Source organism: Pimelobacter sp. 30-1 (genome assembly GCF_018831735.1).
Classification (GTDB): Bacteria; Actinomycetota; Actinomycetes; order Propionibacteriales; family Nocardioidaceae; genus Nocardioides.
On the sequence record NZ_NHTS01000006.1, the window covers coordinates 572,186 to 586,765 of the forward strand.

At 73.9% G+C, this 14,580-nt stretch carries 11 protein-coding genes; 7 read left to right on the top strand and 4 right to left on the bottom strand.

Annotation, left to right across the window (positions count from 1 at the left end; translation table 11 throughout):
- Positions 1 to 24: 24 nt before the first annotated feature.
- The 3 genes from CCO04_RS17670 to CCO04_RS17680 form a co-directional block, all read right to left on the bottom strand.
- The gene (locus CCO04_RS17670; RefSeq protein ID WP_215815425.1) at positions 25 to 1,536 is read right to left on the bottom strand and encodes an MFS transporter; all 1,512 of its coding nucleotides are present in this window, start codon (positions 1,534 to 1,536) and stop codon (positions 25 to 27) included.
- 157 nt (positions 1,537 to 1,693) lie between these two features.
- The gene (locus tag CCO04_RS17675; RefSeq protein WP_215815426.1) at positions 1,694 to 2,824 is read right to left on the bottom strand and encodes a hypothetical protein; all 1,131 of its coding nucleotides are present in this window, start codon (positions 2,822 to 2,824) and stop codon (positions 1,694 to 1,696) included.
- 9 nt (positions 2,825 to 2,833) lie between these two features.
- The gene (locus tag CCO04_RS17680) at positions 2,834 to 3,421 is read right to left on the bottom strand and encodes a carboxymuconolactone decarboxylase family protein (RefSeq protein ID WP_215815427.1); all 588 of its coding nucleotides are present in this window, start codon (positions 3,419 to 3,421) and stop codon (positions 2,834 to 2,836) included.
- 144 nt (positions 3,422 to 3,565) lie between these two features.
- Here CCO04_RS17680 and CCO04_RS17685 point away from each other — a divergent pair, with 144 nt between their 5' ends.
- The 4 genes from CCO04_RS17685 (at position 3,566) to CCO04_RS17700 (ending at position 9,610) form a co-directional block, all read left to right on the top strand.
- On the top strand, positions 3,566 to 5,356 hold the full coding sequence (locus CCO04_RS17685; RefSeq protein ID WP_215815428.1) for a DUF3556 domain-containing protein: 1,791 nt from the start codon (positions 3,566 to 3,568) through the stop codon (positions 5,354 to 5,356).
- Positions 5,353 to 6,846 carry a class I adenylate-forming enzyme family protein gene (locus CCO04_RS17690; protein ID WP_215815429.1) on the top strand — a complete coding sequence of 498 codons (1,494 nt, stop codon included), beginning with the start codon at positions 5,353 to 5,355 and terminating at the stop codon, positions 6,844 to 6,846. The genes CCO04_RS17685 and CCO04_RS17690 overlap by 4 nt, the downstream gene beginning before the upstream one ends.
- Positions 6,839 to 8,104: a CdaR family transcriptional regulator gene (locus CCO04_RS17695; protein WP_215815430.1), complete on the top strand. Its 1,266-nt coding sequence runs from the start codon at positions 6,839 to 6,841 to the stop codon at positions 8,102 to 8,104. Before CCO04_RS17690 ends, CCO04_RS17695 begins: the two co-directional genes overlap by 8 nt.
- Before the next feature lie 93 nt (positions 8,105 to 8,197).
- A complete protein-coding gene (locus CCO04_RS17700; RefSeq protein WP_215815431.1) occupies positions 8,198 to 9,610 on the top strand; it encodes an NAD(P)/FAD-dependent oxidoreductase in 1,413 nt (470 codons plus the stop codon).
- A 19-nt stretch (positions 9,611 to 9,629) separates the two neighbouring features.
- On the opposite strand, the gene CCO04_RS17705 is transcribed toward CCO04_RS17700, so the two are convergent.
- A complete protein-coding gene (locus CCO04_RS17705) occupies positions 9,630 to 10,862 on the bottom strand; it encodes a CdaR family transcriptional regulator (RefSeq protein WP_215815432.1) in 1,233 nt (410 codons plus the stop codon).
- A gap of 145 nt (positions 10,863 to 11,007) precedes the next feature.
- Between CCO04_RS17705 and CCO04_RS17710 the strand changes: the two genes are divergently transcribed.
- The 3 genes from CCO04_RS17710 to CCO04_RS17720 are packed head-to-tail and all read left to right on the top strand — an operon-like array spanning position 11,008 to position 14,578.
- Entirely contained in the window at positions 11,008 to 12,588 is a 1,581-nt protein-coding gene (locus tag CCO04_RS17710) for a GMC family oxidoreductase (RefSeq protein ID WP_215815433.1), read from the top strand.
- 24 nt (positions 12,589 to 12,612) lie between these two features.
- Entirely contained in the window at positions 12,613 to 13,959 is a 1,347-nt protein-coding gene (locus CCO04_RS17715; protein ID WP_215815434.1) for a deoxyribodipyrimidine photo-lyase, read from the top strand.
- Entirely contained in the window at positions 13,952 to 14,578 is a 627-nt protein-coding gene (locus CCO04_RS17720) for an alpha/beta hydrolase (RefSeq protein ID WP_215815435.1), read from the top strand. Before CCO04_RS17715 ends, CCO04_RS17720 begins: the two co-directional genes overlap by 8 nt.
- Positions 14,579 to 14,580 lie beyond the last annotated feature (2 nt).

Consider the following 14,580-nt stretch of genomic DNA (forward strand, 5'->3'; position numbering starts at 1 on the left):
GACGGCACCTGAGGGTTCTGCGCGTCAGTGCGTGAGCACCACGGCGTCCGCGGCGGCAGGCGCGTCGACCTGCCGGATGGTGCGCGGCAGCAGCGCCGCGACGAGCGCGCCGATGACGGCGGCCCCGGCGCTGATGGAGAACGCGACGAGGTAGCCGTCGTTCGTGTAGAGCACCGCTCCCCCGGTCATCTCGGGCGGCAGCGGCGCGACGTAGGAGTTGTTCAGCACCGCGAACACGACCACCGGGAGGATCGCCGGGAACGCGCTCTGGAAGACACCCACGATGCTCGCCGTCGAGGCCTGCAGCTGCGGCGGCACCGCGGCGATGAGCAGGTTCGGGATGGCGGCGTACCCGAGGCCCTGGCCGAAGCCGAAGACACCGGCCAGCACGATGAGCAGGCCCTTGCCGTCGTGCGCGACACCGACGGCCGCGAAGCCGGCGGCCATGATGAGCAGGCCCGCGACGAGCAGCGGCTGGGGGCGCATCCGGCGGCCGACGAGCAGGCCCACGACGAGGCCACCGACCATGACCATCGCGCCGATCGGCGCCTGGAAGACGGCGAATCCCTCGGCGCTGAGGCCGAAGCCGTAGCCGAGGCCGAGCACGGCCGGCGTCATCGCGATCATCGGCAGCAGCATGGTGAACAGCGCGCTGGAGCCGTAGACGAAGCCCGCGCTGATGGTGGTCAGCAGGACCGGGCGGCGGCGCAGCACGTCGATGTCGATGAGCGGCTCGGTGATGGTGCGTGCCGAGAGCAGCCAGGCCGCGACGAGGACGACGCCCGCGACGAGGTAGCCGAGCGTGCGGCCGGAGGTCCAGCCCCAGGTGGGACCGAAGCTCACGGCGACCAGGATTCCGGCGATGCCGCCGCCCAGCAGGACCGCGCCCAGCAGATCGAGGCGCGCCCGGGAGCGGACCGGCGACTCGTCGGTGGACACCGCGATCATCGCGCCGAGCACGACCAGGCCGATCAGCGAGAACCAGAAGATGCTGCGGAAGCCGTGGTCGTCGATGAGCCAACCGGTCAGGAACGGCGCCGGGATCGCGACGAGACCCATGCCGCTGGTCGCCACGCTCACCGCGAGCGCGACGGTACGGGCCGGGAAGACGTCGCGGATGAGCGAGTAGCTCAGGAACAGGCACGGGACCAGCAGGCCGGACAGGGCGCGGCCCGCGATGAGGACGCCGTAGCTCGTCGCCACCGCCGAGAGCAGCGAGCCGAGCGCCGAGCCGGCGACGCAGACGAGCAGCATCCGGCGCTTGCCGTGCAGGTCCGCCAGCCGGCCCACCAGGGGCGCCGCGACGGCCCCGAGCAGCAGGAACGCCGTGAGGAGCCAGGCGCCCTGGCTGGTCTGGTAGTGCGTGGTGATCGTCGGGAGCGCCATGGCGATCATCAGGTAGCTGATCGTGAGCATCTCCAGCAGGAGCACGATCGAGACGAGGGAGAACACCAGGCGCGGCGTCCACTGCTCCGGGGCTCCGGGAGCGCCAGGGGCGGCGGACGGCGGCAGGGCGCTGTCGTGGGCGGTGACCATCGTGAGATTCCTTCCGGGAGGCCGAGCAGACGGCTCGGCGCACCTCCGGCGGCGCCGGAGTGAGGCACATCACAGGGCACGGCGGGGCCGTGCCGGTCACCTGCTCCCGCAGCGCGGGAGCGTCGCGCGCAGGTGGTGCGGGGCTCTGATCACCCGCTCACGGCCGGACCCACGCGTGGAACAGCGGGACGCCCTCCCAGGCCCCGCCGCGGGCGAGCGCGACGAGCGCGTGGGGGCGGTCGTAGGTGACCGTCACCCGCGCCACCCGGCGCTCGACGTACGACGGCATGCCGGCGGCGCGCACGGACATCGCCGTGACCGCCGCGGCCCGGAACCCGTCGGCGTCGTACGACGCGGTGGCGGCCTGGACGCACTGCAGGTCGATGCCGCGCGCGGTCGCCTCGGGCGGCAGCAGCGCACCCAGCCCCCGGCCGGTCTCGGCCACCCCGGGCGCCTCGGTGAGGTCGTGCTCGGCCTCGGCCTTCCAGGCGGGGAGCCGCCCGGTCCACACCTCGGCGCCGTCCTCGGGCGCGCCCCACGCCTCGAACCGCTCGGTGCCCTCGGCGACCCGCCAGGCGTGCCCGTCGGCGAGCGCCCCGGCCGGCCGGTCGCCGTGCGCGAGCGTGCCGCCGAGGTGCCGCGCGACGACCTCGTCGACGGCCTGCCAGACGTCGGCGGCGGGGACCTCCGGCGCCGCGATCACGCTCAGCACGTCGATGTCGTCGCCGCTCGGCGGGCTCGCGACCGCGACCGGTCCGGCGGCCTCGGTCGCCACGATCGCCTGCAGCTCGCCGTCGAGCAGGAGCAGGCCGTCGGCGTCCGTGCCCAGCCGGCGGCGCCAGCGCGGCTCGGTGACCAAGGCCGAGGCGAGCAGCAGGAGCGTGCGCTCGTCCACCTCGACGGGGAACCTCTCGATCAGGCCCCGGGTGTGCGCGGCGGCCCAGGCGTCGAGCACGTCCTGGCCCGGCAGCGGCTCGACCGCGACCGGCCCGGGCAGCGCCCGCGCCAGCGTCAGCCCGGGCTTGAGCCACCCGCCGAGCGCCGCCCCGACCGCCGGGTGCGGGTCGGCGAGCAGCGCCGTCGCCAGTGCCGTCGCCTCGGCGGCGCCCACCCCGAGCACGTCCTCCAGCACCGCGCGGTCGGGCGGCTCGACGACCTCGGCGACCGAGGCGAGCAGCAGCCAGAGGCCCGCGGCGGACGCGATCGGCGCCTCGTCGAGGCCGGCCGCGGCGCGGAGCCGGGTGGCGTGGTCGCGCAGCGCGGGCACGGGGACGGTGGGAGTCGCCATGGAGCAACGCTAGACGTCCGGCGTCTCCGGCAGCGGGACCCGCCAGACGCGCAGACTGAGCGCGAGCATCTCGTAGTACCCGACGAGGGTGACCAGCTCGGCCAGCCGCGCGGTCCCGAGGGCCGCCTCGCCCGCGCGGAAGGTCGCGTCGTCCAGGTCGCGGGTGGCGACGAGGGACGCGACCACGGCGTGCACCTGCGCCTCCTCGGCGCCGAACGTGCCGGCCGCCCGGCCGACCCGCAGGTCCGCGAGCTCGGCCTCGCTCAGCCCGCTGCGCCGGGCCACCCGCTCGTGCGCCCAGACCTCGAAGTCGCTGCGGTGGGCGTGGGCGACCGCGAGGATCGCGATCTCCCGCTCCCGCCCGCTCAACGACGTCCGGTAGCGCAGCGCGGCCCCGAGCTCCTGGACCGCGGCCCCGCTCTCCGGGGCGAGCAGCATCGCGTCGAAGGGACCTTCGAGGCGGCCCTCCGCGTCGGTCAGGGCGAACGCGGCGTCCCGGCCCCGGTCGCCGCCGACGATCGCGTCGTACAGGGCGCGCCGGCCGGCGTCGAGCTCGTCCGGGGCGCGCCAGGGCGCCCGCCGTTCGTTCGCCGTCATGGCGGCGAACGTAGCAACGCTTGTCCGCGGCGGACGAAGGACGCCGCGATCTTCGGTCGTCGCGGCCGTGACCCCCGCCACATCCGCGGACCTACCTTCATCGCGGGCCGCCGAGCGACCCGTCCCGACGAAGGAGCCAGACCGATGCCATTCCTCACCCCCGACGTCCCGCCGGTCGAGCCGGCGGAGTTCCTGACCCGCCCCCGCCAGGAGCGGATCCGCGTGCTCGCCACCTTCTGGAGCGAGTACGGCTTCGGCACCCCCAAGATGGTGCACACGATCTACATCGTGAAGCTGCTCGTGCTCTACATCGGTGGCGGTGTCGCGCTCGCGACGCTGACCTCGGACGTCGGCGGTCCCCTCGACGTCGGGCAGTGGTGGGACCAGCCGGTGATCTACCAGAAGCTCGTGCTGTGGACGGTCTTCCTCGAGCTCTTCGGGATCGGCGGCACCTGGGGCCCGCTGGCCGCGCACTTCAAGCCGATGACCGGTGGCATCAGCTACTGGGCCCGCCCGGACACCATCCGGCTCCCCCCGTGGCCGGGCAAGGTGCCGCTCACGTCCGGTGACAACCGCACGCCGTTCGACGTCCTGCTCTACCTCGCCTGCCTCGGCAGCCTGCTGTACGCCGCCTTCGCCGGCCCCGCGACGATCGACGGCATCCCGTTCGCGATGGTCGACCCCGTCCTGATGCTGGTCCCGGCCGTGCTGCTCGTGCTCTGCGGCCTGCGCGACAAGACGCTCTTCCTCGCCGCCCGCGGGGAGCAGTACCTGCCGATCCTGCTGGTCTCGTCGGCCGTGGGCTCGATCCTCACGTTCACCGACTTCATCGTCGCGGCCAAGCTGATCATCGTCATCGTCTGGGTCGGTGCCGCGATCTCCAAGATGAACCCGCACTTCGAGAACGTCGTCCCGCCGATGGTCTCCAACGCGCCCTTCACGCCGAAGTGGGTCAAGCGCGCCCACTACCGCTCGCTGCCCGGCGACCTGAAGCCGTCGAAGGTCGCGTGGTTCATGGCGCACGTGCTCGGCACGACCGCCGAGCTCGTCGTGCCGCTGGTGCTGCTGTTCAGCACGAGCTGGCCGCTCACCCTGCTCGCCGTGGGCGCGATGGTGCTCTTCCACCTCTTCATCACCCAGACGTTCCCGCTCGCGGTGCCGCTGGAGTGGAACATCCTCTTCGCCTACATCGCCGTGTTCCTGTTCGCGGGCCACTTCGCGGGCGACGGCTACGCGATCACCGACCTCAGCGAGCCGTGGCTGCTGCCGGTGCTCGTCGTCGCGCTGTTCTTCTTCCCCGTGCTCGGCAACCTGCGCCCCGACCTGGTCTCGTTCCTGCCCTCCATGCGGCAGTACGCCGGCAACTGGGCGTCCGCGACCTGGGCCTTCAAGCCCGGTGCCGAGGCCAAGCTCAACCAGCTCAAGAAGCCCGCGAAGAACCAGATCGACCAGCTCGTCGACGGCATGGGCTACGACCCCGACGTCGCCGAGATGACGATGCAGATGACGCTGAGCTGGCGCTCGATGCACAGCCAGGGCCGCGGCCTGTTCTCGGTGCTGCAGAACTACCTGGGCGACGAGTACGAGACCTACTCGCTGCGCGAGGCGGAGTTCTGCTGCAACGCGATCATCGGCTGGAACTTCGGCGACGGCCACCTGCACGACGACCAGCTGATCACCGCGATCCAGCGGCGGATCGGCTTCGAGCCCGGCGAGTTCGTGGTGGTCTGGGTCGAGTCGCAGCCGATCCACAAGCCCACCCAGGCCTACTTCGTCATGGACGCCGCCCTCGGCATCGTCGAGCGGGGCACCTGGCGGGTCCGCGACTGCGTGGACGCCCAGCCCTGGCTGCCCGACGGCCCGGTCCCGACCGAGGTCACCTGGCGCCACCCGCAGTACCACCCCGCGCTCGGCTCCCCCGAGGTCACGGCATGAGCGCGCTCGCCCGGATCCCCTTCGACCGCGCCGCGCAGGACCCCACCGGGGCCTGCCTCCGCGACGGGGAGCGCTCGCTCGACAACGCCGCCTTCGCCGACGCCGTACGACGCCTCGCCCACCGGTTCGCCGGCCTGGGCGTGGCGCCGGGCGACCTGGTCGCGGTGATGCTGCCGAACTGCGCGGAGATCGTCACCACCCAGTTCGCCGCCTGGTACGGCGGTTCCGCGCTCACGCCGATCAACCCGGTGCTGACCGACGACGAGGCCCGCTACCAGCTCGAGGACTCGGCCGCGGCCGTCCTCGTCGGCGACGAGCGCGCCCGGGACCTGGCCGCCTCCCTCGGCATCGCCTGGGTGGACGCGGCGACGGTGCACGCGCCCGCCGCCGCGTCCGCCACCGACGACGGCGCGGCCGGCCCCGTGGCCCAGCCGGGCGACTTCGCGCTGGTCATCTACACGAGCGGCACGACGGGTCGTCCCAAGGGCGTGCTGCTCGACCACGCGAACCTCGACGCGATGAGTGCCTCCCTCGTCGAGCACTTCGCGCTCTCCCCCGCCGACACGAGCCTGCTGGTCCTGCCGCTGTTCCACGCCAACGGCCTGATCGCCAGCGTGCTCTCACCGCTGCGGGCCGGCGGGGACGTCGTGGTGGCGCCACGGTTCTCGCCCGACACCTTCTGGGGGCTCGTCGAGACCCACCGGCCGACGTACTTCTCGGCGGTGCCGACGATCTACGCCGTCCTCGACGCACGCACCGCGTGGACCCACGACACCTCGTCGCTGCGCTTCGCCGTGTGCGGCGCGGCGCCCATGCCGGCCGAGCTGATCACCCGCTTCGAGGAGCGCTTCGGCATCCCGGTCGTCGAGGGCTACGGACTCTCCGAGGGCAGCGTCGCCTCGACGATCAACCCGGTCGACGGTGTCCGCAAGCCCGGCACCGTCGGGATCGCGCTGCCCGGCCAGGAGGTCGCCGTCGTCTCCGCGGCCGGCGATCCGCTGCCGCCGGGCCAGCGCGGCGAGGTGGTGATCCGCGGCGCCAACGTGATGCGCGGCTACCTCGGCCGGCCCGAGGAGACGGCCCGGACGGTGCGCGACGGCTGGCTGCACACCGGGGACGTCGGGATCGTCGACGAGGACGGCTACCTGCGCATCGTCGACCGGATCAAGGACCTCATCATCCGCGGCGGCGAGAACATCTACCCCAAGGAGATCGAGGAGTGCCTCTACGGCCATCCCGCGGTCCTCGAGGCGGCCGTCGTGGGCCGGCCCGACCCGGTGCTCGGCGAGGTCCCCGTCGCGTACGTCGCCACCCGCCCCGGCCGGACGGCGAGCGCCGACGAGCTGCTCGCCCACTGCGCGGCGTCACTGGCCCGCTACAAGGTGCCCGCCCGGGTCGAGGTGCTCGCCGAGCTGCCGAAGAACTCCGTCGGCAAGCTCGTCAAGGGATTGCTGCGCGAGCTCGATCTGCCACACTGCGGCCATGGGTGAGGCTCCCGGCGACCTGGTCGAGACGGTCGCCGCGGCGCTCCAGCAGCGCCTCCCCGACCTCACCGGCGCCCTGCGCGACCGGCTCTCGACCCGGATCGAGGAGCTCGACGGCGACGCCGCGATCATCGAGCTGCTCTACGCCAGCATCGAGGGCAACATCGAGAACATCCTCTACTCGCTGCGCCACGACATCACCCTCGACAAGATCGAGCCGCCGTCGGCCGCCTACGAGTACGCGCGGCGCCTGGCCCAGCGCGGGGTCGCGGTGAGCGCGCTGGTGCGCGCCTACCGCCTCGGCCAGCAGCACCTGCTGGAGCTGATGTTCGCCGAGTGCGAGCGGATGGACGCCGAGCCGGCCGCGCGGGCCGCGGCGTACGAGGAGGTCGTCGCGGTCACCTTCGACTACATCGACTGGATCTCGCAGCGCGTCATCACCGTCTACGAGGACGAGCGCGAGCGCTGGCTGGCCGAGCGCAGCAACGCCCGGGTGGGCCGGGTCCAGGAGCTCATCGCCGGTCGCGTCGCCGACGTCGACGCCGCCGAGACCGTGCTCGGCTACCGGCTCCGCGTGCCCCACCTCGGCGCCGTGCTGTGGGTGCACGAGGCCGGCACCCAGCAGGACCAGCTCGCCCGATTCACCCGGGCGGCGGGCGTGATCGCCGAGCAGCTCGGCTCGACCCGCGCGCCGCTGATCATCCCCCACGACCGGGCCACCGCCTGGGCGTGGTTCGCGGTCGCCGACGACGTCGTGCCCGACCTCGACCAGATCGCCGCGCTCCTCACCCGCTCCGGCGGACCGCCGGTGCCGCGGGTCGCGCTCGGCCGGCCCTCGTCCGGGGTCGAGGGCTTCCGGCGTACCCACCGCGAGGCGCTCGACGCCCAGCAGGTCGCGATGGTCGGCGACGACGCCCGTCGTACGGTCACGGGGTTCGACGAGCCCGGCCTCAAGATCGCCGCGCTGCTGGCCCACGACCTCGACACCGCCCGGACCTGGGTCCAGGAGACGCTCGGCGACCTGGCCCGCGACGACGAGCAGCACGAACGGCTGCGGCACACGCTGCTCCTGTTCTTCCAGAACGACAGCAGCTACACCGCCACCGCCGAGGCGATGCTCATGCACAAGAACTCCGTGAAGTACCGGATCGCGTCCGCCGAGAAGGCGCTCGGACGCTCGATCAGCTCCGACCGCCAGGCCATCGAGCTCGCCCTCACCGCCTGCCACTGGCTCGGCCGCGCGGTCCTCGTCGGCGTGGCCTGAGGCGGCCGTTGTGCGCTGGGACCAAAGCCCGCCGCCGAAGTCCGGCCCCGCAGGACATGGGTACGACGCCCCCGCGCGCCCTACGGTCGTCCCATGACCGACGCCCTCGTGATCGGCAGCGGGCCCAACGGCCTCGCCGCCGCCCTGACCCTGGCCCGGGCCGGCGTCGCCGTGACCGTGCTCGAGGCCCAGGACGAGATCGGCGGCGGCACCCGCACCGTCCAGCCCTTCGGCGAGGGGATCCTCGTCGACCACTGCGCCGCCTTCCACCCGATGGCCCTGCAGTCGCCCGTGCTGGCAGGCCTCGACGCCCACGGCCTGCAGTGGGCCTGGCCCGAGATCGACGCCGCGCACCCGCTCGACGACGGCCCGGCCGCCCTCCTGCACCGCTCCGTGGCCGAGACGGCCGCCGGCCTCGGCGCCGACGGGCGGCGCTGGAGGATGCTGTTCGACGGCCCCTCGAAGCGCTACCCGACCTATGCCGGCGACATCCTCGGCCCCGTCGTCCACGTGCCCCGCCATCCCCTGCTGATGGGCCGCTTCGGCGCCCCGACCGTGCTGCCGGCCGCGCTGCTGGCCCGGTTCCTGCGCACCGAGCGCGCCCGCGCGCTGCTGCTCGGCACCACCGCCCACGCCATGCGGCCGCTGACCGAGGTGGTCTCGTCCGCGATCGGCATGGGCATCCTGACCGCCGGCCACCACGACGGCTGGCCCGTCGTGGTGGGCGGCACCCAGGCGCTCACGGACGCAATGGCGGCGGCCCTGGTCGAGCTCGGCGGCAAGATCGAGACCGGTGTCCCGGTCACCTCGGTCTCCCAGCTGCCCCGCGCGGACGCCGTCCTGCTCAACCTCAACCCACAGGCCGCGCTCGGTCTCTACGCCGACCGGATCCCCGCCGCCACCCGCCGCTCCTACCGGCGCTACCGCTACGGACCCGGCGCCTACAAGGTCGACCTCGCCGTCCAGGGCGGCGTCCCCTGGCGCGACCCCGACGTCGGCCGGGCCGGCACCGTGCACCTCGGCGGCGGCCCCGCCGAGATCATCGCCAACGAGAAGGCGGTCGCCTCCGGACGGATGCCCGAGCGCCCGTTCGTCCTCCTCGGCCAGCAGTACCTCGCCGACCCCACGCGCTCGCGCGGCGACGTCCACCCCGTCTACACCTACGCCCACGTCCCCGCCGGCTACGACGGCGACGCCACCGAGGCGATCATCGACCAGGTCGAGCGCTTCGCCCCCGGCCTGCGCGAGCGGATCGTCGGCGTCCACGTCACCCGGCCCGCGCAGTTCACCGAGGCCAACGCCAACTACGTCGGCGGCGACATCCTCACCGGCGCCAAGTCGCCCGGAGCGCTGCTGCTCGGCCCGCGCCCGGGCCGCAATCCCTACCGGACCGGCGCCGCCGGGGTCTACCTGTGCTCGGCGGCCGCACCGCCGGGACCGGGTGCGCACGGGATGGCCGGCTACCGGGCGGCCCAGCTCGCGCTGCGCGACCTCGGGCTGCGCTGAGCCCGGGCCCCCGCGCCCCTCAGTCGAGCGCGCCGGGGCCGTAGACCTCCAGCCAGCGCAGGCTCGTCTCCAGCACCGCCGCCCGGTCGGCGAGGCGGTGGCCGAGCTGCTCCTCGACCCGGCCCACCCGGTAGCGCACGGTGTTGGGGTGCACGAAGAGCGCCTGGGCGGCGAGGTCGACGTTCTGCCCGACCCGGAGGTAGGTCAGCGCCGTGGCCCGCAGCGCGTCCTGGCCGCGCGCGCCGCCCAGCAGCGGGCCGAGCTCGCGGCGCACGAGGTCGCGGGCGAGGTCGGAGTCGCCGACCAGGCTGACCAGCTCGACGTCGCCGTAGGCGTGGCACGACGCGAGCGCCCGTACGCCGACCCGCTGCGCCGCGACCGCCTGCAGGTGGCTGGTCCGGAACGCCCCGGGCCCGCTGCACGGCGTACCGAGGGCCAGGTGGAGGTCGAGCGAGTCCACCAGGTCGCCGACCTCGGCCGTGTCGAGCACCGGCGGCTCCGCCGTGGCCACCCAGCCCCACAGCTCGCGGCTGGCCGCGAGGAGCGTCAGCGGCGCCGGCAGGCCGAGCAGGTGGCACACCCGCACGGCGACGTCGTAGAAGGGCGTGTCCGTGAGGGCGGTCGGCGCCGCGGACAGCACGAACGCGGTCTGCCACAGCCCCAGCTTGTGCCCGAGGACCCGCTCGGTCATCGTGCCCGGCTCGGCGCCGGCGATGAGCGACTCGATGATCTCGCCACGCCGGGCCTGCGCGCCCTCGGTCAGCGCCGCGCGCTCCTGGGTGAAGTGCAGGATCAGCGACTCGATCGACTCGTCGATCCACTGCTCGGCGCGCTGCCACAGCGTCAGCAGCGCCTCGTCCCGCGGGAGCCCGGTCGGGAGCAGGTCGGCGTGGGTGTGCTCGGTCAGGTAGCGGAAGGTGCTCTTGTTGGCCACCCGGTAGACCTTGAGCAGGACGCTGATGTCCAGGTGCCGGCGCGCGATCGAGAGGCTGAGCGCGATCGCGGCGGGCGGCAGCGCGAGCCGGTACTCGTCGGAGAGGCCGACCACGAGGAAGTTGCGCCAGTGCGCGCGGGTCGAGGCGTGCAGCTCCTCGACCAGGGTCGGGTCGCCCGCGATCTCGGGGATCGCGGCGACGATCACCTCGTCGACGCTGCGCACGAACTCGTCGACCTCGGCCGGGCGCAGCGCGTCCTCGACGAACTGCTGGAGCCACGCACGCACCGCGGGCGACTCGTTCTCGCGCACCCCCATGGGCCCTCCTCTTTGGTGTCCCCGACGTCTCGACGCAGTCAACGAGGCGGACGGCACCCGGGGCTTGGAGCATGCCACAAAAGCCGCCGGGCATTGTGGGGTCGGTCACAAGCGCCTCCCACCGACCTGCGCCCACGCTGAGGCCATGAGCGAGTACGACTACATCGTGGTGGGCAGCGGCTCCGGCGGCGCGGTCCTCGCCGGACGACTCAGCGCGGACCCGTCCGTCTCGGTCCTGGTGATCGAGGCCGGCGGCCGCAGCCGGCCGAGCATGAACGTGCAGATCCCGGCGGCGTTCGCGAAGCAGTTCCGGACCAAGCTCGACTGGGGCTACGACTCCGAGCCCGAGCCGCACCTCGACGGCCGCCGGATCTACCAACCGCGCGGCAAGATGCTCGGCGGCACCAGCGGCATGAACGCGATGATCTACATCCGCGGCCACCGCACCGACTACGACGGCTGGGCCAAGGCCGGCGCCACCGGCTGGTCGTACGACGAGGTGCTCCCCCTGTTCCGCCGGATGGAGACCAACAGCCGGGGCGCGAGCGAGTTCCACGGCGCCCGCGGCCCCCAGTACGTCGAGGACGCCCCCGACCCGCGCGAGGGCTCGCGCCGCCTCGTCGACGCGATGGCGGAGGTCGGCATCGGCCGCACCGACGACTTCAACGGCGCGCAGCAGGAGGGCGCCGGCCTCTACCAGCGCTTCACCCGCCGCGGCCAGCGCTGGACGGTCTGGGACGGCTACCTCGCCCCGCACCGCAAGCGCCCGAACCTCACCATCACCCCCCACGCGCTGGTCCACCGGGTCGTCCTCGAGAACGGCCGCGCCACCGGCGTCGTCGCGCGCGTCGGCGGCGAGACGCGCACCTTCCGCGCCCGGCGCGAGGTCGTGCTCAGCGCCGGCGCCTACAACACCCCGCAGCTGCTCATGCTGTCCGGCATCGGCCCGGCCGACCACCTCGCCGAGCACGGCATCGCCACCGTGGTCGACAACCCGCACGTCGGCGCGCACCTGATGGACCACCCGATGTACCTGGTCAACTGGGACAGCAGCCACCCCGACAACCTCGCCTCCGCCGAGAAGCCCGCACAGCTCGTCAACTACCTGCTGCGCCGCAAGGGGATGCTCACCTCCAACATCGGCGAGGCGGGCGCGTTCTTCCGCACCAGCGTCGCGGACGACGCCCCGGCGATGCAGATGATCGGCGCGCCGGTCTACTTCTGGGAGCACGGCGCCGCGACGTACGACGGCAAGGCGATCGCGATCGGGCTGTCCCTGGTGGGCGCGAAGTCCGAGGGCACGGTCCGGCTGGCGTCGGCCGACCCCGAGCGGGCACCGCGGATCCGCAACAACTACTTCTTCCACCCCGACGACATGACGTCGATGCTCGACGGCATCGAGCGGGCCCGCGAGGTGATGAACGCCCAGGCCCTGCGCGGGTTCGCGAACCACGAGATCCACCCGGGGCCGTCGTACGGCAGCGGCCGGGCGGACCTCACCGCGGCGGTGCGCCGGGGCGTCGAGCACACCTACCACCCCAGCTGCACCGCACGGATGGGCACCGAGACCGAGGGCGTGCTCGACGCGCAGCTGCGGGTGCACGGCGTCGCCGGGCTGCGGGTGGTGGACGCGTCGGCGATGCCGCGGGTGACCCACGGCAACACCCACGCCCCCACCATGCTCATCGGCGAGAAGGCCGCGGACCTCCTCCGCGACGGGACCTGACCGGCGATCTGCCAGCATGGCGGGGTGACTCCGAGCATCCTGTGGTTCCGCCGGGACCTGCGGCTCGGCGACCACCCCGCCCTCCTGGCCGCCGCCGGCGAGGGACCGGTGCTGCCGCTGTTCGTCCTCGACGACGACCTCCTCGCCCCGTCAGGCCCCGCCCGGACGGCCTTCCTGCTGCGCTCCCTGCGCGCGCTCGACGCCGACCTGCGCCGGCACGGGCCGGGTCTCGTCGTCCGCCAGGGCCGGCCCGAGGACGTGCTTCCCGCGCTCGTGCGCGAGACCGGTGCGGGCGCGGTGCACGTGAGCGCCGACTTCGGCCCCTACGGCGCCGCCCGCGACGAGCGCGTGGCCCAGGCCCTCGGCGAGGTCCCCCTGGTCCGCACCGGGTCGCCGTACGCCGTGGCGCCGGGCCGGCTCCACACCAAGGGCGGCGATCCCTACAAGGTCTTCACGCCCTTCTACCGCGCCTGGGCCGACCACGGCTGGCGCGCGCCCGCGGGCTCGGACCCGGCCACCGTCGACTGGGTCACCGCGCCCGGTGCGGACCTGCCGGACGAGCCGGGCGTCGACGCCGAGCTCCCCGAGGCCGGCGAGGCGGCGGCGCTGGCCCGCTGGGACGCCTTCCGCGGCACGCCGTACGACGACATCCGCGACCGCCCCGACCTCGACGAGACCTCGCGCCTGTCGACGTACCTGCGGTGGGGCGCGGTGCACCCGCGCACCCTGCTCGCCGGCCTCGACGCCCGGCACACCCACGACCAGGTGTTCCGCCGCGAGCTGGCCTGGCGCGAGTTCTACGCCCACGTGCTCCATGCCTGGCCGGGCACCGCACGGGCCTACTTCCGGCCCGAGCTCCAGGCTCTGCCCTACGTCACCGGGCGCGAGCAGCGCCGCCGGCTCGATGCGTGGGCGGCTGGGACGACCGGCTTCCCGATCGTCGACGCCGGGATGCGCCAGCTCCTCGCCGAGGGCTGGATGCACAACCGGGTGCGGATGATCGTCGCGTCCTTCCTGGTCAAGGACCTCCAGGTCGAGTGGACCCACGGCGCCGCGCATTTCATGGCGCACCTGGTCGACGGCGACCTGGCCAGCAACCAGCACAACTGGCAGTGGGTCGCGGGCTGCGGGACCGACGCGGCGCCGTACTTCCGGGTGTTCAACCCGATCACCCAGGGCGTGAAGTTCGACCCCGACGGCGCCTACATCCGGCGCTGGGTGCCCGAGCTCGCCGCCCTCGGCACACCGGCCGTGCACCGGCCCTGGACGGCCGGCCCGCCCGAGGGCTACCCGGCCCCCATGGTCGACCACTCGATCCAGCGCGAGGAAGCCCTCGCCGCCTACCAGCTGCTGCGGAGGACCCATGCCTGACGGACGCGCGCTCACCGACCGCCTGCTGCCCGCGGACCCGCGCGCCCTGGTGCTGGTGCTCCACGGCGGCGCCGACCGCTCGACCGCACCGCTCGGCCCGCGCAGCGGCGCCTGGCGGCGCAGCCAGGCCCTGGCCCGGCACCTCGCCCCGACGCTGCTCGCCGACGACATCGGCATCGTGGTGCTGCGCTACGGCGTCAAGGGCTGGAACGCCGGCGTCGACGAGCTGCCCTCACCTGTCCCGGACGCGCGCTGGGCGCTCGACGAGATCACCGCCGAGCACGACGTACCGGTGGCGATCGTCGGGCACTCGATGGGCGCGCGCACCGGCGTCGCCGTCGCCGACCACCCGTCGGTGCGCGGTGTCGTCGCGCTGGCGCCGTGGCTGCCGGCCGACGACCCGATCACGCCGCTGACCGGCAAGGTGCTCCGCGCCGCGCACGGCCGGCTCGACCGGATCACCTCGCCCCGCGCCACCCGCAAGTATGTCGAGCGCGCCGCCGCCGTCGCCGACACCGAGTTCACCGACATGGGCCCGATCGGGCACTACATGCTGCGCCGGGTCCCGCTGTGGAACGCGGTCACGGCCGCGAGCGTGCGCGAGATCCTGGCCCGCTGAGC

Bases quoted from the DNA above. Each gene is read 5' to 3' on its own strand.
- CCO04_RS17670 (WP_215815425.1), bottom strand. From the start codon at position 1,536: ATGGTCACCGCCCACGACAGCGCCCTGCCGCCGTCCGCCGCCCCTGGC.
- CCO04_RS17675 (WP_215815426.1), bottom strand. From the start codon at position 2,824: ATGGCGACTCCCACCGTCCCCGTGCCCGCGCTGCGCGACCACGCCACC.
- CCO04_RS17680 (WP_215815427.1), bottom strand. From the start codon at position 3,421: ATGACGGCGAACGAACGGCGGGCGCCCTGGCGCGCCCCGGACGAGCTC.
- CCO04_RS17685 (WP_215815428.1), top strand. From the start codon at position 3,566: ATGCCATTCCTCACCCCCGACGTCCCGCCGGTCGAGCCGGCGGAGTTC.
- CCO04_RS17690 (WP_215815429.1), top strand. From the start codon at position 5,353: ATGAGCGCGCTCGCCCGGATCCCCTTCGACCGCGCCGCGCAGGACCCC.
- CCO04_RS17695 (WP_215815430.1), top strand. From the start codon at position 6,839: ATGGGTGAGGCTCCCGGCGACCTGGTCGAGACGGTCGCCGCGGCGCTC.
- CCO04_RS17700 (WP_215815431.1), top strand. From the start codon at position 8,198: ATGACCGACGCCCTCGTGATCGGCAGCGGGCCCAACGGCCTCGCCGCC.
- CCO04_RS17705 (WP_215815432.1), bottom strand. From the start codon at position 10,862: ATGGGGGTGCGCGAGAACGAGTCGCCCGCGGTGCGTGCGTGGCTCCAG.
- CCO04_RS17710 (WP_215815433.1), top strand. From the start codon at position 11,008: ATGAGCGAGTACGACTACATCGTGGTGGGCAGCGGCTCCGGCGGCGCG.
- CCO04_RS17720 (WP_215815435.1), top strand. From the start codon at position 13,952: ATGCCTGACGGACGCGCGCTCACCGACCGCCTGCTGCCCGCGGACCCG.